This is a genomic window from Selenomonadales bacterium 4137-cl, assembly GCA_032334055.1.
GTDB lineage: Bacteria > Bacillota > Negativicutes > Sporomusales > UBA7701 > Anaeroselena > Anaeroselena agilis.
In genome coordinates this window covers 2,133,982-2,153,441 of the sequence record JAUOZS010000001.1, presented here as the reverse complement: position 1 = coordinate 2,153,441, position 19,460 = coordinate 2,133,982, and the positions used below count along the sequence as shown (strand labels likewise).

The window sequence follows — 19,460 nt, the reverse complement described above, 5'->3', positions numbered from 1 at the left end:
CGACGGTGAGAGAAGTGGCAAGAAAAAGAGACATAAAACCGGGCTTTTTTAAAAACGAAGACCTCGGCGAACTATCGCCGCTGGCGAGGTTATTCTTTGCCGGGTTATGGTGTTGGGCTGATCGTGACGGACGCCTTGAAGACCGCCCCCGTAAACTCAAAGGCGAAATCCTTCCATATGACAACTGCGATGGCGACGAGCTCATGCAGCAGTTGGCCGAAAAAGGTTTCGTCTCGAGGTATGAAGTCGACGGCAACAAGTATATCCAAATCAACAACTGGAAGAAGCACCAGAGCCCACACCCCAACGAGAACGGCAGCACTATTCCCGCACCTGTAGGTGATAACTCGGTTACTACTAACCTACAAGTACGTGAGGACTCACCGAGCAGTACGGAAGTACTAAGTGAGGAGCAGCGTACTACTCGCCCTATTCCTTCTTTTACTTCTATTCCTTCTCAGTGTGTTGTTAGCGCGCGCGAGCAGGAAGTCGTCGCAGAGGTGTTCACGTTCGTGCAGAACAAGTTCGGCATAATCAATGACACCACCCGCGAAAAAGTGCTGTCTCTGATAGATCACTACCCGCGGGACTGGATTATAAAATCCCTCGAAATGGCTGTTTCCGCCGGCCGCCGCAGGATTGGTTACTCCGAAGGAATTTTGCAGAACTGGCGGGCTGACGGCTACGAAGACTATCAAAAACCATGGGAGGAAGAGCATCGTGGACGAGGACATCCGCAAATTCGCCGACAGGCTAAAGCTGGACATAGACCAGGACAAGTCGACTGGGACGCTGAGCGACACACCGCTCTCTGATAAGGATCTTCGCGAAACCGAAAAGCGCATCCAGATGGCCGGCATCGGCCGCCGGTATCAAGGCTGTACCTTTCAGGCCATTGAAGCCAAAGGCGTTCCCCAGTCTATAACTCACGAATACGCCCAGCTAAAGACCTACGCCGGGAACCTGTCGGGCAACATCAAAAACGGCAAAGGCCTGCTCCTCAAAGGTCCGGTCGGCACAATGAAAACCACCCTCGCTGTCGCGGTCCTGCTCGAACACATTCACGCCGGAGGTTACGGCCTGTTCATCACCATGTCCAGCCTGCTCGACACGATATTCAGCCTCAAAGCCAAGAACGTCGAAGAGTGGGCCAAGTTCGAAAATGACCTGCGGAAAACCCGCGTGCTCGTTATCGACGACCTCGGCTCAGAGCACACCGAAGGCTGGGTACTGACCAAAGTCGACTCCATCATCAGTGAACGATACAACGGCCTTCTGCCGGTGATCATCACCACCAACCTCAGCAGCGAGCAACTAAAACGGACTTACGCCGAAAGAATCATCGACCGGATGAGGTCAACCATGCAGGAAATAACATTCTCCGGCCAAAGCCTCAGAACAAAAGCCGGATAGGAGACAATCATGAGAATCGGCATATCAGGAGCTCACGGCGTAGGCAAAACGACCCTGGCCCGAAAGCTTCAGAGAATCACCAAGCTTCACCGCATCCACGAAGTAGCTCGCACAGTCGCCGCCGAGATGGGCTTTACGGATAACGACCAGATCATGGCCGCTGACCGAGAAACCGTAAGGATATTTCAGCAGCGCATTTATTACCGCCAACTCTGGGCTGAAGAGAATGAATTCATCAGCGACCGCACCGTCTTCGACGTTATCGCCTACATGCGGCTCTATGGACTTGACCAGGGACTGATCATCGACTTTACCCGCCACGCCGCCCAACACAGCAAAGAATACGACCTCATAATCTTCTGCCCCATACCAACCGGCGAGATAAAAAACGACGGCTTCAGGCTTACCGACATAGTCTCCCAAGCTTACATCGACAGCTATCTCAAAGACCTGCTTATCAATCACGCCCAATGCCCAGTAGTTTATCTCCCGAAGGACAGAAAAGCGTGGTTAGCCTCGGCCTACCACCAGATCAGGGGGAAATCATGAACAAGGTAATTTTGACAGGACGGCTATGCCAGGACCCCGAGGTAAGATACACCCAGTCCGGCAAAGCGGTGGCCACCTTCACCCTAGCCGTCAACCGCCACGGAGGAAATAGACACGACGGCAAAAGCGACGCCGACTTTGTCCCAATCGTCGCATGGGAAAAGCTCGCCGAAACCTGCGGAAACAACCTCACCAAGGGGCAGCGCATCCTCGTCGAAGGCAAGCTGCAAATCAGGTCATACGAAACCAACGACGGCCAAAAGCGCAGAGTGGCGGAAGTCATTGCCTCATACATCGAATTCCTCGAATACAAGCGAGAAGAAGCCCCGCACCCGGCCGACAACCCGGAAGAAGAAATACCGTTCGGTTAAAGGGGGAGAGAGATGAGATTTTTTGACCTACCTCACAACAGGCGTAGATACGAAGTTCTTTACTCCATGGGGTACACCGATAAAGAAATCTCCCGGAGAATGAAAGTCTGCGAATCAACCGTAGCTGACCACCGAAGAAGCCTCAACCGGCTAGGAAACGGAGGCACCGGCCGAGGCGGATACCGGGTAAACTCAACCACACGGGCGGGTAAAAAACCAGTACCGGGAAAGGCGGTATGAAAATGACACTTGAATGGCCGGTATTGTGTATAGCTGGAATCGCGTTTTTGTATGCGTGGTGCTGGCGGAAAGGGAGAGAGAAGCCATGAAATGCGACACTTGCTACCTTGGGAAAACGGACCCCGCGCAGTGTGAAACCTGCTGGGCGGCGCCAATAGAGCTTCAGACCAATCCCGAACGCTGCTCATCCTGCGGATCGCTCCCGACAATGCCCCATCTGAGAAACTGCCAAAACGAACGTCGACCAGGCGGCCCGCAATTCAACAAGCCCACCGTCAGAATGATGGACAAGGCATACGAGCTTCAGAGGGAACTCGGATACGAAACCATGACGGATCCGGCGACACTGAATATGGACGAATGCTCGAAATTTATCGACCGCCTAATCAAGGAGAAGGAGGAAGGCCTTTATGAAGCCGGATGAAGAAAAGCGCAACTTGGCGATCGATCTTTTACACTGTGAAGACGCTATAGCTGCGGCAACTGTATCGAAGCAATGGCGGGATGTCGTAATGGTCATAGCTCCCCACGCGCTACGAAGGGCTATGGATGCCGAAGTCCACAACCGACTCCTGCTGGACGTGGCGCAAGCGGCGGGTAAGCATATGGATCGTTTTTGTGGTGCTGTTTTTAAAGAAAAAACACAGCGATATGTGGACGCATATTGCAAGGGCTGCGCCAGGCGCGAGATGTGTGCTACCCTGTCCCGCTGCCGGGAGGCTGGAATAGTGCTTGATGATAAGCCACAAATAAATGCCGAAGCAGCTCGTACAATGGATGACTATCAGCAGCTCGCCGAGAGAACGGCCGGTAATAAGACCGAGCATACCAGATTAACCAACTTCGGCATGGGGCTGGCCGGTGAGGCGGGCGAAACCATCGACTACCTCAAAAAGGTCGTCTTCCACGGCCATCAGTTGGACAAGGACAAGCTCCAAAAGGAACTCGGCGACTGCCTTTGGTACATAGCCACCCTGGCCACCACCGCCGGCCTCAGTCTCTCCGACGTAGCGGCGGCCAATATTGAAAAACTTCGTGCTCGGTACCCTGAGGGCTTCGACCCAGCGAGGTCGATAAACAGAATTCGAGACGAGGACTGCTGACGATGAGCCCAAACTGGAATCAACCCTTCATCAAGGACGGCTGCCGCTTTTACGGGGTATTCCTCACCAAAGATCAGGAATACGCCTGCAACAAGTGCAAAGTAGTAAACCCTGACCTACAGCATATCCGCAGGGAAGGGAACGCCGATTTATTCCAATGCCCCTGCGGAAACCGTATCAAGGTAGAACAGGTATAGGAGGAGAGATACGATGAAGGAAATACTTGTTTTCGGAGAAGGAATCGAGCAGCACTTTGAACGGATCGGCATTAAGCCAAAAATTACATGGAGTGGTCACGGCTGGCGGCCCGATGACAACCTTAGCGTATGCCAGATGTCCGATGAAGAGTTCGAACTCCTGTGCGCCGATCCGGAGGAAAACTGGGATAACTCTGAAAGCGGATGGCGATATTCTGAATCATCGAACATGGTGGAGCCTATAGGAAGGTTCACAATTAACGGTCGATACCTCAAGGCGTGGGTTGTCGAGGAGGCGGATACTTACGGCCGGAAATGGGACTTCGTTCTTCGATACTTTTGTGACGCTATCGGTGCATCACAGCCTCGAAACGTTACGGCCCTGGCTGCACACCTTGCAAAGATAAACGACATGACGTTAGGGCAGTTCATGGAGCGATATCAAGGTAGAAGGACGGCATAGAACCATGGCGACAAAAGAGGAAGTCGTCGAACAAATAAGCCGAGAAGCCCACGACTCTGCGGGAGAGATCAACGCAATCAAGTACGGCAAAGTGACCTTCACCATCCAGGACGGCGAAGTAGTCTTGATGGAAACCAATAAAACGAAAAAGCCCAATCCTCCGCGTCGCGGAGAATTAAAACGAGGCTGACTCGAACAACGAGAGGCCGGCGCCCCGCTGTGGTGTCGGCCATTTTATTTTGGGTGAGGAGAGTGATAAATATGATCTTAAGGTACAATGACTACTACCGACTGACCGAGGGATACCTGCGGAACCTCGTAAGCTTTCAGACTGCCCTCGAAAACATGAGCGCAACGCGTGAGCAGAAACTGGCCGAACTCGAAAGCTCTCGGATGCCCATTGCCAAGTATGGCACCGAGCCCGGCGGCGGCAGTGAACTCACCCAGCCGGAATCTTACGCCGACCGACTCATGTTTTTGCAGAGAGAGATCCGCGAGCTGGACATGGAGATAATGGAGCTCCAAACGTTGGTGAATAAAATCGAAAGCGCACTCGGTACCCTAAACGGGACGTGCCGCAAGCTCATTGAACTGAGATACATGGGCAATCGGCAATGGAAGGAGATCGAGGACGTTATCGGGTACAGTGAGCGGCACTCTCGCCGGCAGACGGGAAAAGCTGTATGGCTCATATGTGATGCTCTGTTTCGGTACCGCCTACGAGAAGATAGAAACTTCCAGTTTGTGAGTTAACATAAACATGTCCGGTTTATGTCCGACATTTCGTGTTTTAAATATGCTATAGTTTAAAATAGAGATTGAGCCGCAAGGGAAAGCCTTGGCGGCTCTTTTGTTTAGCAGGAGGTGGCGACCGTGACCGAAGTCTTTTGTGATCGTCGTAATTGTATAAACCAGACAGGAGAGCAGAAGTGCGGAGCCACTCAGATCGGTCTCGTCGATTGTATGTGTATTACACGCAGGCGCATGAAAAAAGAAGTCGACTATAGGGAACTCATGCGGCGGGATGATCTCCCGGTGTCTCGCCGGGAGTCAGTGAACTCGTCGAAGATCATGGGCGTAACAAAGTAATCCTCCGCGTCGCGGAGAATTGAATTGTGGTGATGGCATGTTCGCAAAGCATCCAAGAGTGAAGAATCCTAAGCTGCTAACCCAGATGAAGAAAGAGATCGGGCACTGTGAATACTACGGGCCCGATTTTAATTTTGAGTGTCTGGAAGCGGCTCACATCGAAGCTAAGGGAATGGGTGGCGGCAAAGGCCCAGACATCAGGGAAAACATCGTCATCCTTAGCGGACCAGCTTCGTTTGGTAAAGGTGCCCATGGCGCTCATCACAGAAGAGAGATAACGAATGACGAACTGTATGTGATAGCAGCCAGGCGCGAGGGAATAAGCGTCGAGGAGTGCAAGGCGAAAGTGAAGGCAGCGATGGGTAAAACAGTTTAGTTTATGGGTCCCTCTGGGGAAAAATTTTGGGTGCGGTCGCTCGCGAGCCCAAAATTTTTCTAGGGGCAGAGTTTTTTAGGGGAATTTCGTTCGCGAAAGAGGCTTTTGATTATGGACGTGATAAAAGAACTTCGGGGCAAATACACCACGGCTACCGGAATCGGTCATTGCCTTGGAATTTCCGCACGGCGCGTGCAACAGCTTGTTCACGAAGGGGCTATTCCTCAACCGACTAACGGCAAATATTCCATTGCTGATAGCATGTATAAATACTGCCAATTTTTGCGAAACGGATTGCCGGGCGAAGACACCTTAGACCTGGATGCCGAACGCGCCAAGCATGAGGCTCTAAAACGGCAATTGACTGAATTGAAACTAGCCAAAGAAGAGGGCCGGCTGCACGACGCAAAACAGGTGGAGATGATGGTTGGCGGCATGCTGACCGTGTTTAAACGCCGACTGCAGGCGATGCCGCATAAGATGGCCATAATTTTGCAAAACAAAACTCTTGACGAGATCAACGAATTACTATCTAACGAAATCTATGCTATCTTGGTGGAGTTGTCCGAATATGAGGTAACAGAGTTTATTCCTGATGGTGACGATGATGAAACAGAACCTGACGACGATAGCGGCGAAGACGCTTAGCCTTTTTCAGAGACTGCTGCGGCAATATGTAGCGCCAGCACTGCGGATGACGGTAAGTGAATGGGCTGATAAGTACCGTTTCCTGCCGACTGATTACGCCGCTGAGCCTGGCCGTTGGAACACTAGCCGGGCTCCTTACCAGAAAGCAATCATGGACGCCTTTACGCAGCGAGGCGTTCGCCGGGTTGTCGCCATGTTAGCGGCGCAGCTCGGGAAATCGGAGATATTAACCAACGTCTTAGGCCGGTTCGTCCATCTTGATCCTTGCCCGGCGCTTATGGTGCAGCCGAATATCGAAGCCGCCGAAGCGTTCTCCAAGGAGCGTCTGGCGCCGACGGTCCGCGACACACCGGTGCTGAAAAGATTGATTGCTGATCCTAAGACCCGCGACAGCGGCAATACATTGCTGAAAAAACTATTTCCTGGAGGTTTCCTTGCTCTAGTCGGGTCTAATTCCCCCGCCGGATTGGCCAGCCGAAGCATCCGGCTACTCCTCGTCGACGAGCTTGACCGATTTGAGGCGTCTGCCGGCACTGAGGGTGACCCGTTCAGCTTGGCGGAAAAACGCACGTCGAATTTTTGGAACGCCATCATAGGCGTCTTTTCTACTCCCACGGATGATCTAAGTCGCATCGCGGCCGAATACAGTCTAGGCAGCCAGGAAGAATGGAGGCATCAATGCCCGGGTTGCGAAGAGTGGCAATGGGTTACGCTGTGGAACATGCGATACGAATACGAAACATTCGAGGTCGACGGACAAAAGTCTCACAAGGTCACGGTGGTATTCTGGCGTTGTCCTGATTGTGGCCATGAGTACACGGAGGCCGAGGTTCGGAGATTTCCCCAGGAGTGGCTAGCGCAGAACCCTAAAATTACCCATATCCGTTCGTTCCGGGCAAACTCTTTCGCTTCACCCTGGGTGCCGTGGGGGAAAATAGTTGCGGAATATCTGGACGCCGGAGAGGATCCCGAAAAGGTCAAGACGTTCGTTAATACCCGACTTGCCGAGATTTACCGCCCAAAGGGAGAGATAAAGGACGAGCGAGTCCTGATACAACGTCGCGAGAAATACGACGCCGACCTGCCGGACGGCGTTTTGTTATTGACGGCCGCAGTCGATACCCAGGATAACCGCCTGGAGTATGAAGTCTGCGGCTGGGGTGAAGGGGAGGAGTGCTGGGGCATCAGAAAGGGAGTGGTCCTCGGCGTGCCCGATCAGCAGGAGACATGGGACGCTCTCGACGAGCAGCTCGATCGCCTGTTTTATCGCGCAGACGGCAAAGGTTTGAAGGTTGCCCGGACCTTTATAGACTCCGGCGGTCACTACACCCAGGAGGTATATAAATACTGCGCCAGGAATGGACGGAAGCAGCGCATCGCCATTAAAGGACACCGGCTGCACGGTATACCGATCATCTACCAGATGGGCCAGGCTAAAGGATACGCTATCCCCCTGGTGATGCTTGGCGTCAATGAAGGCAAGGAATATGTCATGCAGCGGCTGATCAACGTCAATAAACCCGGTCCGATGTACTTTCATTTCCCCGATGACGATCGCCGCGGGTATGATCAGCTCTACTTTCGTGGCCTAATAGCCGAAAAAAAGGAGCCCAAAACGGTAAAAGGCCGGAAGGTTATGGCTTGGAAGAACGTTTCTCCCGATGGCCGCAACGAACCGCTTGACCTCCGGGTGTACAATTTGGCCTGCCTATACAGCATAAACCCTAACTGGGCGGCCTACAAAGCGGCCGTTTTAGGTATAAAAGCGGTTGAAAGCGCACCGAAAAATAAGCCGGAAAACACGAAGAAGCGTTACGGCTGTGTCAAAAAAGGGGTAGAAGGAGGGTAAATATGGCTGATTTAACGCAGGACCAGCGACTGCAAAACTATATCGACGCTGAGAAAAAAGCACTCGTAAGTCAGGAATACGAAACAGCCGGCGGCCGCCGTAACAGGCGCGCCGATCTGAGCCAGATCCGGGAGGGCGTCGATTCGCTGCTCGCCGGCGGCGCCGGGGGTACAGCTCTGCCGGCCGGTAGCCGGGCCCGGCGTGTTGTATTAAGAGATCTGTGAGGTGATCGCATGTCCAACAAACGACAACGACAAAAGGCACGTCAGCCGACGGCGCCGGCCGCGGCCGCCCCGGGTTTGGTGATCACCGCCCGGCAGGTGCTCCGGGCGCTCAACACCGGGTATTCGGAAGGCGGCGCCAGCACCAGCAAGGGCAGCATGAAAGGATGGACGCCGGAGCCCAGCAGCCCACAGTCCGACATCGACGTTAACCTGCCGCTGCTTAGGGCCCGCTCCCGTTCGGCGGTGATGAATCAGCCGCTGGCTGCCAGCGCCATCGCTACATCCAGGACGCACGTCATCGGCGCAGGGCTTCAGGTGCGGCCAAAAATCGACTGGCCGGTCCTCGGCATATCGCAGGAAAAGGCGAAAGTGTGGCAGCGCCGAACGCGCCGGAGGTTTGAGGTCTGGGCTCGCAGTAAATTCTGCGACCTGCACCGGAAGAATAATTTCTACGACCTCCAGGACATCGCCTATACCGGCTATCTAACCAACGGCGACGGTTGGGCCGCGCTGAAATACCGGCCGCCGCTGCCGGGCATGCCATACTCGCTGCGCATCCAACTGTTCGAGGCCGACAGGGTCTGCAATCCCGATTCGCCAACCATGGGCGCCTTGACGCTTCTGTCGGTCCGCGCAGTCAACACGAACAACGGCAACAGGATTATCAATGGCGTGGAGATCGACGACGACGGCGCGGTCGTCGCTTACTGGATATGCAATCGTTACCCCTATGACCCGACGAACATGACGGAGCCGCCGAAGTGGATCAGGGTTGAGGCCTTCGGCAAGGAAACCGGTCAACCGAATATCTTGCAGATATGCCACGACACACGCTCCGAGGAATACCGGGGCGTTCCTTATTTGGCGCCGGTGCTCGAGGCGCTGAAGCAGGTAACGAGGTACACCGAGGCCGAGCTGACCGCGGCGATCATCAAGGCGTTTTTCACTGTCTTCTTCGAGCAGCAGTTGCAAGCCGGGCCGCAAGGCTTTCCGCTCGCCGAAGCGGTGCCGGATGAGGAAAAGGTGTCGATCGATCCAAACGATTTTGAGCTTGGCGCCGGCAGCATGAACGTCCTGCCCCCTGGGTATAAGGCGAATCAGATCGACGCTGGCCGAAGTATCTCGGCCTACGAGCCGTTTACTACCCAGCTCATCCGCCAGATCGCCGCCTGCCTTGAGCAGCCGTATGAAGTGCTGATAAAAGCGTTCACCTCGTCGTATTCCGCCAGCCGCGCCGCCCTGCTGCAGGCATGGATGGCTTTCAAGATGCGCCGCACTTGGTTCGCCCGGGATTTTAACCAGCCGATTTATGAAGCCTGGCTTGCTGAAGCCGTCGCCATCGGCGACATCGAAGCGCCGGGTTTTTTCGATGACCCGATGATCCGTGCCGCCTGGTGCGGGGCGGAGTGGTACGGGCCGGTCATGGGTGTGCTCGACCCCGTCAAGGAGGCCGAAGGAGCGGCGCTGCGCATCGAGCACGGCCTGTCGACCGGCGAGAAAGAGGCCGCCGAGATGACCGGAACAGACTGGGAGGAGAACATCGCGCAACGCGGCATGGAGCTTCAGGCAATGGTAGCGGCCGGCGTGACCGTGCCGCAAATGACAGGGAACACAACTCCGACGAAAGGAGGTAAAAAGGACGATGAGTAAATTCTGGAGTTTCATCAAGAACGCGGCAAAGCCCGACGAGGTCGAGCTCAGGATCGACGGCGATATTGTCGACGATGATCTGGTCTGGATTTATGAGTGGTTTGGAATGCAGGCAGCCGCGCCTAATGCGTTTCGGGAGGAATTATCTCAGTATGTCGGCCAGAACATTACCGTCTGGATCGACAGCTACGGCGGCAGCGTATTCGCTGCGACCGGCATATGCAACGCTCTCCTGAACCATAAGGAAACCGGCGCCACTGTAACCACAATCGGCGACGGCAAGGTAATGAGTGCTGCGGTGACAATCTTCTTGTCCGGGGATAAACGAAAAGCGAGCCCCGGGTGTATGTTCATGACCCACAACCCCCTGACTTATGCAAGCGGCTACGCTTCGGATCTCCGAAAGGCCGCCGATGTCCTGGATGTCGTGAAGGAGACAATCGTAAACGTATACCAGATGGCCACCGGCCTGAGCCGGAACAAGATATCGGCTATGATGGATGCTGAAACCTACATGGACGCGAATACGGCCATCAAAAACAGGATTGCCACCGAGATGCTTTATGCCTCGAAAGCCGGGCAAGGTAATTCGTCTGAATCAGTAATGAACTTCGCCTTCAGCCGGCTGGATATCCAAAACGCGGCCAACGATTCGATGCGGAAATTTTACGAAGTCGCAAAAAAAATCGAGGGAATTCAGCCAGCGCCGCTCCCGGTCGCCGACCAGCAAAAAGAATCCATTCTGGCCGAAGCCAAAAAACTCGTTACTGCCGCGTGGCAGTCGTTGTCGTCTCAAAATCATGCGAAGGAGGAACCCGAATTGGAAATCAAAAACGTCAATGACCTTATGAAAGCACATCCCGAACTGGTCGCTCAGATCACGAATCAGGCGGGGAAGGACGCAGTGGCGGCCGAAAGGGTCCGAATCACCGCCCTGGACGCCCTCGATGACGGGAAAAACCCGACCGTGACGGCGCTCGTCGCCGACGCCAAGGCCACCGGTAAGACGGCCGACGACATCAAAAATGCCGTTGAGATCGTCAAAAGCACTGCCCCGGCCCCCGCGCCGGCCGCCGAGAACAAAGGCGAAGGCTGGCTGAAACGACTGGCGGCCGACACCACCAATTCTGGCGTGGACAATATCGGCACCGACGGCGCCGGCGGCACGGCTGACGCCCAGGAAGAAGCCCAGGCGGTCAACTTCATGGCCGACATCATCAACAAGAAGACTGGAGGTAAGAAATAATGGCCGAGCTCGTGAAAACTCTTAACACCTTTGCGCATGACGCTCTCATCGGCGGCACGGAGATCCCGCTTCTGACAAAAGCTGTCACGCTCGCCGCAGGCAGCGGTACGGTCGCCCGGGGAACTGTTTTGGGCAAGATTACCATCGGCGCTGCCTCCGTGGCGGTCGCCGGCGCCGGCGAGGCTGGAGCCAACACAGGCAACGGCACTCTGACCATAGACGCGACCACCCCGGTCCTGGCTGGGGCAAAGCCGGGTGTATATCAGGTCAAGATCGTTTCGGCCGCCGTTGCTGATCCTGCCGCGGCCGCCATGGCTCATGTTTTTGACCCCGATGGCGATCTCATCGACATCATCGAAGCGGCGACCACGCCCGGCACCACTTTCTCCAAACAGATCAAATTCGTTATCGTGGACGGGTCTACGGCATTCGTTGCCGGCGACGGCTTTACGGTCACCCTGGCGGCAGGCTCCGGCAAGCATAAAACTGTCGACAGCACCGCCGTCGATGGCAGCGCAGTAGCCGACTGCATCGCAGTTCAGACCGTCGTCGTCCCTGCCGACGCCGACGCCAAGGGCGAGGCCTATACTCAGGGGATATTCAACGGCGATCACCTGATCTTCGGCGGCTCCGACACGATGGCTACCCATGCCGACCGCCTGCGTGAGCTCAATATCATCGTCACGAACGAACAATAAGGAGGTACGACGAAAATGAGTGTTGACATGAACCAGACCCGCATCCTGCTGGAAGCAATCGAGCGGTCCTATCAGCCGACGACTCTTCTTCTCAGCACGTTTTTCCCGAACCCCCGAACCTTTGTCACCGAAGAAGTTGACATCGAGTACAAGAAAGGCAACCGTGCCATGGCACCCTTTGTTGCTCCTGCCAGCAGCGGCGTTAACATGGCACGTGTCGGCTCGACGATGAAATCCTACAAGCCGCCCAAGATGATGCCCAAGCGGCCGATTTCGGTCGAGAACCTCAATAAGCGCGGCTTCGGCGAGGAGCTTTACAGCACCCGCACCCCGGCGCAGCGCGAGGCGGAACTGCGCGCCAACGATATGGCCGAGCTTTCCGACATGAACACCCGCCGCGGCGAGTGGATGGCGGCCCAACTGCTGACCCTCGGCACCTTCACCGCAAAAGGGTATTCCGACGACGGCGTGACCTACGTCGAGGATACCTTTACTCTGGACTGGACCCAGAAGGACACCCTGACCGGTAGCGACACCTGGGACAATGCCGGCGCCGACATTTACGGCGATATGACCTTCATGAGCCGCACGGTGTCAACTGCCGCCGGCATGGTTCCCACTATCGCTGTCTGCAGCTTTGCGACCGGCGACTATATCCTGAAAAACACCGCAATCAAAGAATACCTGCTGCGGCCGAAAGAGAACCTCTCCTTGATGTCTATCGCGCCGCGGATCCAGTCGCCCGAAGTAATCCGGATCGGGATTATCGAAAGCCTGAACCTCGAGATGTTCGCCTACAACGGGCTCTATCTCGACGACGACGGCACGAACAAGCAGTACATCCCTGACGATTACTTCATCATGGGCATCCCCGGACGTGGCCGGCAGCTCTACGGCGCCATCACCCAGATGGACAACGACGAAGTGTTCCGCACCTACGAAGGCCGCAATGTGCCGAAAGTGTGGAGCGAAAAGGGCAAGGACGTCCGCCAAATCCGAATGGCCAGCGCGATGGTCCCGCTTCCCGAAGACGTCAACGACTGGTACACCCTGAAGGTGAAATAGGAGGACGCCATGAGCAAAGACGTTCAGATACTCAAGTTCAATGTTAAGCGTGACGGCGTCCGCTTCGGTCCTGGCCAACCCGCCGGCGCCATCATGTATGATCTGTCTGACAAAGAAGCCGACAAGCTCGTCGCCGAGAGCAACGGAACCATCGTCGAATTGCCCAGGCGGGAAGAGGCGGCGAAAAGGCAGGCGGCTGCCAAGCCGGTTGAACGCATGAACAAGGACGAGCTCCGGACTTATGCCGAACTGCATGAAATCGACCTCGGCAACGCTGAGACCAAACCTGAAATGATTGCGGCCATCAAGAAGGCGGAGGAGGATGTCGCCCAGGGCGACACCCTCGGCAGCATCGACCCCAACAGCACGATCGGCAAATAATGAACTTGCGGGCTCCTTGCCGGAGCCCGCTTCAGTCTGGGGGTGGCCCATGTGAATCTCAAGGAGCTTATGGCCGATGATGTCGATGATGTGTTCCTTGATGGGGATGAGAATGCCGAGGAGCATGATATCGACGGCAGAATGATACTGTGCAGCTTCGATCAGGACAAGTCGACCGGCAGCCAAACGGACGGCGTCTATGTCCGCCGCCGCCGCCTGTCCGTCGGCACGGTCGCCCTGGGTTACTGGCCGGTCCCGGAGCAAAAGATGATTATCGACGGCGAGCCCTGGTATGTTGTGGACTGCGTCGACGACAGCGGCATGCTGGAGGTCACCCTGGAGGCGAACCAAGCATGATCGAATTCACCTCTGACCAGATCGCCCGAGCCGAGCGTCTGCTGGGCAACATCAAGGGAGCTCTTCCAGCCGTCCAGGCCAGGGCCATCAATCGCAGCCTCGGCTCCGCCAGGGCGGAAGCCGTACGCGCCGTCCGGGCCGAGTACACGGTCAGCGCGGAGGCGGTGCGCAAGACGATCGCCACCAAAAACGCAACGCCATCGATGCCTCTCGGCATAATCATTGCAACCGGCACGCCTATTGCCATGTCGAAGTTCGACGTCAGCCCGACGCGCCCAGATCCCAAGGCGAAGCGGTCGGTCACTGTGCGCGTCAAAAAAGGCAGTGGCCGCAAAACGGTAAAGAGCGCGTTCCTCGCTCGCATGGGTAGCGGCCATGTCGGCGTGTTCAAACGGGCGGGCAAAAAGCGGCTGCCGATCGAGCAGCGTTTCGGGCCCAGCGTTCCGCAGATGCTCGGCTCCGACAACGTAACCCGGCAGATCGAGCAAAAGGCGCGGGAGACTTTGGATGCCAGGCTTGACCATGAAATCGGCCGCATCCTGGAGAGGGGGACTGTCCGGTGAACGTTTCGACCATGATCGACGAGCTGGTCGTCCATATCAAGAAACTTACGACGACGCTGCAGTTCACAACTCCGAAGGGTGCCCACCGGGCGCCCCAGGTCGTGGACGGCTACCTGCCGCCAAAAGACCCGAAAAACCATAATACCACCGAGGACTTCCCTTACGTCATCGTCCGTTATCTGAGCGACGAAACCGACGAAGAGGGGGCAACAGCCCAGGTCAAAGTCATCTGCGGCGTATATTCGGACGATGACCGGCAAGGGTGGCGTGATCTGCTCAACCTCATGAGCTCCATAAAAACCTTCCTGCTGAGCAATCGCCTTTTCGGCGGTTGCTTTTCTGTCGAGCTGCCGCTGAAACGGGAGATCCCTGAGGAGCAGCCGGTGCCGGAATGGCAGGGGGTGTTAACCCTGAACGTATCTATCCCGAGCATTATGGAGGTGGACGAAGATGTCCAAAAAATCTTCAGCCGCTAATGAGCCGGCGCCGGCCATTCACCTGATCTACGTCGGGCCCAACATCGTGGCGGAGAGACTCAACCGGTTCGCCGTCTTCAAAGGCGGGCTGCCAAAACACCTTGACGAGCTGTTCGCGGCCTGTCCGGCCGCCAAACGGCTCTGTGTCAACGTGGTCGACCTGACGGCGACCCTGGATCAGATCAGCAAAACCGGGACGGCCTATAATACCTGGTTCAGCCAGGTGGAGGCATTCCTGGGGCAGAAAGGGGCGAGATAATTGGCCTATAAACACGGCGTCTATATTTCCGAAGTCGCAACCTCGGTGACCGCACCGGTGCAGGTCGACGCGGGCCTGCCGGTATTCGTCGGCCGCGCGCCGGTCAACCTGGCCGCCAACCCGGCGGCATACGTCAACAAGCCGCTGCTGGCATTCACCTACGCCGAGGCCGTCGCGGCCCTGGGCTACAGCGACGACTTCGACAGCTACGAGCTCTGCGAAGCCATGTATGTTATGTTCAAACTGTTCGGCGTCGGGCCGGTGGTGCTCATCAACGTGCTCGATCCGGCCGAACACAAAGAAACCGTTACCAACGCCGCTGTCGCACTGTCGGCCGGGCAGAAAACGCTGCCTGATCTCGGCATCCTGCTCAGCACTCTGGTCGTCAAGCTCACCGAAGCCGGTCAGCCGCTCGTCAAGGACACCGACTATACCGCGGCCTTCGACAGTGACGGCAAAGTGCTCATAACCCGCATTGCCGACGGCGCCATCACCACCGATACCACGTCGCTGGTCGTCACCTACGATAAGCTCAACCCGGCCGGCGTCGTCGCGGCTGACATTATCGGCGGCACCGATGCGACCACCGGGGCCGTCACCGGCATCGAACTCATCGACCAGGTGTTCCCGAAATTCGGCCTGGTGCCTGGCCTGCTGGCCTCGCCCGGGTGGAGCGATCAGTCAGGTGTCGCCGCGGTCATGAAGAGCAAAGTTCAAAACATCAACAGCCTGTTCAAGGCGGTGGCGGTCTGCGATATCAACTGCACCAGCAGCGGCGCTGACCTGTACACCGAGGCTTACGAGTGGAAAACGACCAACAACTACACCAGCGAGTTTCAGATCGACTGCTGGCCTATGGTCGCCCTCGACGGCAAGAAGTTCCGTCTTAGCACCCAATTGGTCGGCCTGATGTGCTACGTCGACAGCCAGAACGGCGACATCCCGTACGTCAGCCCCAGCAACCATTCGCTGCAGATGGACAGCGCGATCACCGCCGCCGGCGACGAGGTCACCCTAGGGCCCGACCAGGCAGCCTACCTTAATGGTAAAGGCATCGTCACCGCCGTCAATATTATGGGCGGGTGGAAAGCCTGGGGCAATAACACCGGCATCTACCCGACGTCGAGCGATCCGAAGGACCGCTGGATTCCGGTGCGGCGCATGTTCAACTGGATCGGCAATACCATCATCACGACCTACTGGCAGAAGGTTGATAATCCGATGAACAAGCGCCTCATCAGAACCGTCGTCGACAGCATGAACATCTGGCTCAACGGCCTCACTGCTCGGGAGGCACTGCTGGGCGGGCGGGTCGAATTCCTCGAATCCGAGAATCCGGTCACCGACTTGATGAATGGCATCGTCAGGTTCCATGTCTATCTGGGCGGCGTGGTGCCGGCCGAAGACATGGAATTCGTCCTGGAGTTCGACACCAGGTATTTCGCGGCCCTATTTGAGTAAAGGGAGGTGTGAGACATGGCCAAAACCGTTAATATGATCCCGGAACGGATTGTCGATTACCGGGTGTACAAAGCCGGCACCGACCTCATTGGGACCGCCGACGTGGAGCTGCCGAAGGTGCAGTATATAACTGAAGCCCTCAAAGGAGCCGGCATCCTGGGTGAGATCGAGACGCCGACGATCGGTCAGACGAAAAGCCTTAGGACCAAGATCAACTTCAGGACGATCACTGCCGGCCAGTTCAGTTTGATGGACTGTGTCGGCCACGACATGGAGTTCCGCTCTGCCGTCCAGAAGTACGACAACAGCAGCGGCGCGCGCGGTATAGATTCGGCCCGGTACGTCATTCGGGGCTTCCCGACCGAAGGCGACTTCGGCAAGCTGGAGCAGGGCGGAGCTAACTCCAATTCCATAGAGCTGGAGTGCGTATACTTCAAGGTCGTCATCAACGATACCACGGTGCTGGAGATCGACAAGCTCAACTACGTTTTCTCGGTCAACGGCACCGATATTCTGGCCGACGTCAAAACGGCGTTGGGGATCGTTTAGGGAGGGTAGGATGCAAAAACAGGCCGCCTCAATAAGGTACGGCCTGTCATTCCGTGCTTGGCTTCTTCTAATTTTTGGGACAACCCCTTGACTAATGTCCTGCAATGTCCTATTATATACCCATAAGGGCATGAAAGGGGGGTAAGCGTGGATGGTTATCTGACCTCCGACGAACTGGCCGAACGATTAAAAGTAACCCGAAAAACAATTGACAGATGGCGAAAAGATGGGTTGCCTTATATCAAGGTCGGTCGATTGGTTCGTTTTGAGTGGTCTAAGGTCGAATCGTGGATAATGTCTCGCAACCAAAAGTAAGAAGAAGCCGCCCTCCCGACCAAGAGTTGAGCGACTTCTTCCCCCAACAAAGCCCTCCGAAGAAGGGTTTGCCTTGCTACAAGTATAGCACGGGCCTCCTCAATCGGCAAGGGCTGAGAAAGAGGAGGATTTTTTATGCCTAAAAGTGAGGAAAACGTATTTCGGCAATTGATGAGGGCGGTACTGGCAGACATTGCCGCTGAGATGGAAACGGAGGCGACTGCTCATGACTAATGATCAAGAGATGAAGCTCGCCATATTCCTGATGCTTGAGGAAATTATCGCCGAGGGAAAAGGGGGCGGCGGCGGATGTCCGAACTGACGGTCGTGCCCATGAAGCTGAAAAACTATCTATGGCTGCGGGTCGGAGATATGGTTTTCATCGACCCGGATTATGCCGCTATCGGAAGGATGGGAGAACTTGAAGCTGCCAATTAGCGAAAAGGCGCTCGGAGTAATTGCTGTGGATGGAGTTCCTGTTGTTAGCAGCCGGGATGTGGCCGACATATTTGAAAAACGGCATGACAACGTACTAAGAGACATACAGGGAATATTGTTAGGACTCCTCAAAATTGAGGAGTCCGACCTTGGGCGTTTAAACTTTAAAGAATCGTTCTATAAGAACGAACAGAACAAAAAACAACCCGAATATCTCCTTACGCGCGACGGTTTTACGCTCCTCGCTATGGGTTTCACGGGCGCAAAGGCAATGCGTTTTAAGGTGGCCTACATCAATCGCTTCAACGAAATGGAGCAGTTTATCCGCTCACGCTATATCGCAAGGCTGGAATATCCCGAACTAACCAATATGATCAAGATTGTTTTCGATAACCCGGAATGGCATTATTACAGCAACGAGGCCGACATGATTAACCGGATTGTACTCGGTATGAGTTCAAAGGAGTTCCGGGAAGCCAATGATATCCCTAAAGATGCATCGATTCGTGATTACATGTCGCCCCGCCAAGCTGAACTGATTCAGAAACTGCAAAACTTCGATATTGGACTGGTGGCGACGATACCGGAATTTCAAGAGCGGAAGAAGGTGCTACGGGCATATTGCGAAAAGCTGCATGTTGTACCAAAATTAACAGCTTGACCAAATAAGATATACGGAGGTGTTTGGATGGGCGGTAAGCGCGCCTATGGTTTTGAGTTGTTTGATGCAGATGATATCCAGCGGTTGGTCGGGTGCACCATTGATAAGGTATATAATACGAAAGACGATGATATTATCGTTGATTGCACAGACAATCAGGGCCGGCTGGTGAGCATTTTGTTTAGTGGGCAGGGAACGCTCCATTTTTACGATGAAGCCAACCCGCGCTCGTTTAAGGAATTGGCGTTATTAGTGGACAGGGCTGTAGAAAGTAATTTGATAACAGTTAACTTTAAAAACAAATAACGTCGCTCCCTCCTAGAGCCGAAAGGCTCTTTTCTTTTAAAAAATACACTATCAAATTAACAAAAGGAGTGGTAAATCGTGATTTACAAACTGCAAAAGCCGCATACGGCGGAAGGCAAGGAGTACACCGAACTAAACCTCGATCTCGAAAAATTGAGCGGCCGCGATCTCGTAAATGCTGCCCGTGAGGCGCGACTGCTGGGCGACGCCAGCCAGGTGCCGGAAACCTCCCATACCTACCTGGCCGTCGTAGCCGCAAAAGCCGCCAGCGTCAACGTGGATGTCATCCTGAGCCTGCCCGCGAAGGACTTCACGGCTGTGAAGTCGCTGGTGCAGGATTTTTTACTCTAATCGGAAGGCCAGATCCGCAACAGCTTAGGGAAATCTGCCTTCGGATATCGCTGGAAACCCACTCGTCGGTAATGTCGTGGTTTGAAATGCCGTTGACAGAATTGAACGGATGGGTGGAGGATATTACGAAAATCATCGAAAAACGGCCAAAGAGGTGATGTT

Annotated in this window: 30 protein-coding genes; all 30 read left to right on the top strand. The window is 55.2% G+C overall.

Going from position 1 to position 19,460, the window contains the following annotated elements; translation table 11 throughout:
• Nucleotides 1-5: 5 nt before the first annotated feature.
• Entirely contained in the window at nucleotides 6-815 is an 810-nt protein-coding gene (locus Q4T40_11425; GenBank protein ID MDT8901858.1) for a DnaD domain protein, read from the top strand.
• On the top strand, nucleotides 721-1,413 hold the full coding sequence (locus tag Q4T40_11420) for an ATP-binding protein (GenBank protein ID MDT8901857.1): 693 nt from the start codon (nucleotides 721-723) through the stop codon (nucleotides 1,411-1,413). Before Q4T40_11425 ends, Q4T40_11420 begins: the two co-directional genes overlap by 95 nt.
• A gap of 9 nt (nucleotides 1,414-1,422) precedes the next feature.
• Nucleotides 1,423-1,962 (top strand): ATP-binding protein, encoded by a 540-nt coding sequence (locus Q4T40_11415; GenBank protein ID MDT8901856.1) that lies wholly within the window; start codon nucleotides 1,423-1,425, stop codon nucleotides 1,960-1,962.
• Complete coding sequence (locus Q4T40_11410) at nucleotides 1,959-2,333, top strand: single-stranded DNA-binding protein (GenBank protein MDT8901855.1); 375 nt, start codon at nucleotides 1,959-1,961, stop codon at nucleotides 2,331-2,333. The genes Q4T40_11415 and Q4T40_11410 overlap by 4 nt, the downstream gene beginning before the upstream one ends.
• A 325-nt stretch (nucleotides 2,334-2,658) precedes the next feature.
• On the top strand, nucleotides 2,659-2,997 hold the full coding sequence (locus tag Q4T40_11405; GenBank protein ID MDT8901854.1) for a hypothetical protein: 339 nt from the start codon (nucleotides 2,659-2,661) through the stop codon (nucleotides 2,995-2,997).
• Nucleotides 2,984-3,676, top strand: a complete 693-nt coding sequence (locus Q4T40_11400; protein ID MDT8901853.1) for a nucleoside triphosphate pyrophosphohydrolase family protein — start codon at nucleotides 2,984-2,986, stop codon at nucleotides 3,674-3,676. Before Q4T40_11405 ends, Q4T40_11400 begins: the two co-directional genes overlap by 14 nt.
• Before the next feature lie 2 nt (nucleotides 3,677-3,678).
• Complete coding sequence (locus Q4T40_11395; protein MDT8901852.1) at nucleotides 3,679-3,873, top strand: hypothetical protein; 195 nt, start codon at nucleotides 3,679-3,681, stop codon at nucleotides 3,871-3,873.
• A gap of 13 nt (nucleotides 3,874-3,886) precedes the next feature.
• Complete coding sequence (locus Q4T40_11390) at nucleotides 3,887-4,336, top strand: hypothetical protein (GenBank protein ID MDT8901851.1); 450 nt, start codon at nucleotides 3,887-3,889, stop codon at nucleotides 4,334-4,336.
• Nucleotides 4,337-4,340: 4 nt separating this feature from the next.
• Entirely contained in the window at nucleotides 4,341-4,526 is a 186-nt protein-coding gene (locus Q4T40_11385; protein ID MDT8901850.1) for a DUF2292 domain-containing protein, read from the top strand.
• A 71-nt stretch (nucleotides 4,527-4,597) separates the two neighbouring features.
• Nucleotides 4,598-5,089: a hypothetical protein gene (locus Q4T40_11380; protein MDT8901849.1), complete on the top strand. Its 492-nt coding sequence runs from the start codon at nucleotides 4,598-4,600 to the stop codon at nucleotides 5,087-5,089.
• 373 nt (nucleotides 5,090-5,462) lie between these two features.
• Nucleotides 5,463-5,801, top strand: a complete 339-nt coding sequence (locus tag Q4T40_11375) for a hypothetical protein (GenBank protein MDT8901848.1) — start codon at nucleotides 5,463-5,465, stop codon at nucleotides 5,799-5,801.
• 111 nt (nucleotides 5,802-5,912) lie between these two features.
• Entirely contained in the window at nucleotides 5,913-6,449 is a 537-nt protein-coding gene (locus Q4T40_11370; GenBank protein ID MDT8901847.1) for a hypothetical protein, read from the top strand.
• Nucleotides 6,397-8,298 carry a phage terminase large subunit family protein gene (locus Q4T40_11365; protein ID MDT8901846.1) on the top strand — a complete coding sequence of 634 codons (1,902 nt, stop codon included), beginning with the start codon at nucleotides 6,397-6,399 and terminating at the stop codon, nucleotides 8,296-8,298. Before Q4T40_11370 ends, Q4T40_11365 begins: the two co-directional genes overlap by 53 nt.
• A gap of 2 nt (nucleotides 8,299-8,300) precedes the next feature.
• Nucleotides 8,301-8,522 carry a hypothetical protein gene (locus Q4T40_11360; protein ID MDT8901845.1) on the top strand — a complete coding sequence of 74 codons (222 nt, stop codon included), beginning with the start codon at nucleotides 8,301-8,303 and terminating at the stop codon, nucleotides 8,520-8,522.
• A gap of 9 nt (nucleotides 8,523-8,531) precedes the next feature.
• Nucleotides 8,532-10,172: a phage portal protein gene (locus Q4T40_11355; GenBank protein ID MDT8901844.1), complete on the top strand. Its 1,641-nt coding sequence runs from the start codon at nucleotides 8,532-8,534 to the stop codon at nucleotides 10,170-10,172.
• Nucleotides 10,165-11,418, top strand: coding sequence for a Clp protease ClpP (locus Q4T40_11350; protein MDT8901843.1), 1,254 nt, complete (start codon nucleotides 10,165-10,167; stop codon nucleotides 11,416-11,418). The genes Q4T40_11355 and Q4T40_11350 overlap by 8 nt, the downstream gene beginning before the upstream one ends.
• Nucleotides 11,418-12,116, top strand: coding sequence for a head decoration protein (locus tag Q4T40_11345; protein MDT8901842.1), 699 nt, complete (start codon nucleotides 11,418-11,420; stop codon nucleotides 12,114-12,116). Before Q4T40_11350 ends, Q4T40_11345 begins: the two co-directional genes overlap by 1 nt.
• 15 nt (nucleotides 12,117-12,131) lie before the next feature.
• On the top strand, nucleotides 12,132-13,181 hold the full coding sequence (locus tag Q4T40_11340) for a major capsid protein (GenBank protein MDT8901841.1): 1,050 nt from the start codon (nucleotides 12,132-12,134) through the stop codon (nucleotides 13,179-13,181).
• A gap of 9 nt (nucleotides 13,182-13,190) precedes the next feature.
• A complete protein-coding gene (locus Q4T40_11335; protein MDT8901840.1) occupies nucleotides 13,191-13,562 on the top strand; it encodes a hypothetical protein in 372 nt (123 codons plus the stop codon).
• A 51-nt stretch (nucleotides 13,563-13,613) separates the two neighbouring features.
• Nucleotides 13,614-13,919 (top strand): hypothetical protein, encoded by a 306-nt coding sequence (locus Q4T40_11330; GenBank protein MDT8901839.1) that lies wholly within the window; start codon nucleotides 13,614-13,616, stop codon nucleotides 13,917-13,919.
• Nucleotides 13,916-14,482, top strand: a complete 567-nt coding sequence (locus Q4T40_11325) for a phage tail protein (GenBank protein MDT8901838.1) — start codon at nucleotides 13,916-13,918, stop codon at nucleotides 14,480-14,482. Before Q4T40_11330 ends, Q4T40_11325 begins: the two co-directional genes overlap by 4 nt.
• The gene (locus tag Q4T40_11320) at nucleotides 14,479-14,958 is read left to right on the top strand and encodes a hypothetical protein (GenBank protein ID MDT8901837.1); all 480 of its coding nucleotides are present in this window, start codon (nucleotides 14,479-14,481) and stop codon (nucleotides 14,956-14,958) included. The genes Q4T40_11325 and Q4T40_11320 overlap by 4 nt, the downstream gene beginning before the upstream one ends.
• A complete protein-coding gene (locus Q4T40_11315; protein ID MDT8901836.1) occupies nucleotides 14,933-15,217 on the top strand; it encodes a hypothetical protein in 285 nt (94 codons plus the stop codon). Before Q4T40_11320 ends, Q4T40_11315 begins: the two co-directional genes overlap by 26 nt.
• Nucleotides 15,218-16,678 (top strand): phage tail sheath family protein, encoded by a 1,461-nt coding sequence (locus Q4T40_11310; protein ID MDT8901835.1) that lies wholly within the window; start codon nucleotides 15,218-15,220, stop codon nucleotides 16,676-16,678.
• A 15-nt stretch (nucleotides 16,679-16,693) separates the two neighbouring features.
• Entirely contained in the window at nucleotides 16,694-17,227 is a 534-nt protein-coding gene (locus Q4T40_11305) for a phage major tail tube protein (GenBank protein ID MDT8901834.1), read from the top strand.
• Nucleotides 17,228-17,374: 147 nt separating this feature from the next.
• Nucleotides 17,375-17,542 carry a helix-turn-helix domain-containing protein gene (locus Q4T40_11300; protein MDT8901833.1) on the top strand — a complete coding sequence of 56 codons (168 nt, stop codon included), beginning with the start codon at nucleotides 17,375-17,377 and terminating at the stop codon, nucleotides 17,540-17,542.
• Between the two features lie 309 nt (nucleotides 17,543-17,851).
• Nucleotides 17,852-17,980, top strand: a complete 129-nt coding sequence (locus tag Q4T40_11295; GenBank protein MDT8901832.1) for a hypothetical protein — start codon at nucleotides 17,852-17,854, stop codon at nucleotides 17,978-17,980.
• A complete protein-coding gene (locus tag Q4T40_11290) occupies nucleotides 17,964-18,641 on the top strand; it encodes a Rha family transcriptional regulator (GenBank protein MDT8901831.1) in 678 nt (225 codons plus the stop codon). Before Q4T40_11295 ends, Q4T40_11290 begins: the two co-directional genes overlap by 17 nt.
• A 27-nt stretch (nucleotides 18,642-18,668) precedes the next feature.
• Nucleotides 18,669-18,947, top strand: coding sequence for a hypothetical protein (locus Q4T40_11285; protein ID MDT8901830.1), 279 nt, complete (start codon nucleotides 18,669-18,671; stop codon nucleotides 18,945-18,947).
• A 78-nt stretch (nucleotides 18,948-19,025) separates the two neighbouring features.
• Nucleotides 19,026-19,298 (top strand): phage tail assembly protein, encoded by a 273-nt coding sequence (locus Q4T40_11280; GenBank protein ID MDT8901829.1) that lies wholly within the window; start codon nucleotides 19,026-19,028, stop codon nucleotides 19,296-19,298.
• Nucleotides 19,299-19,460 lie beyond the last annotated feature (162 nt).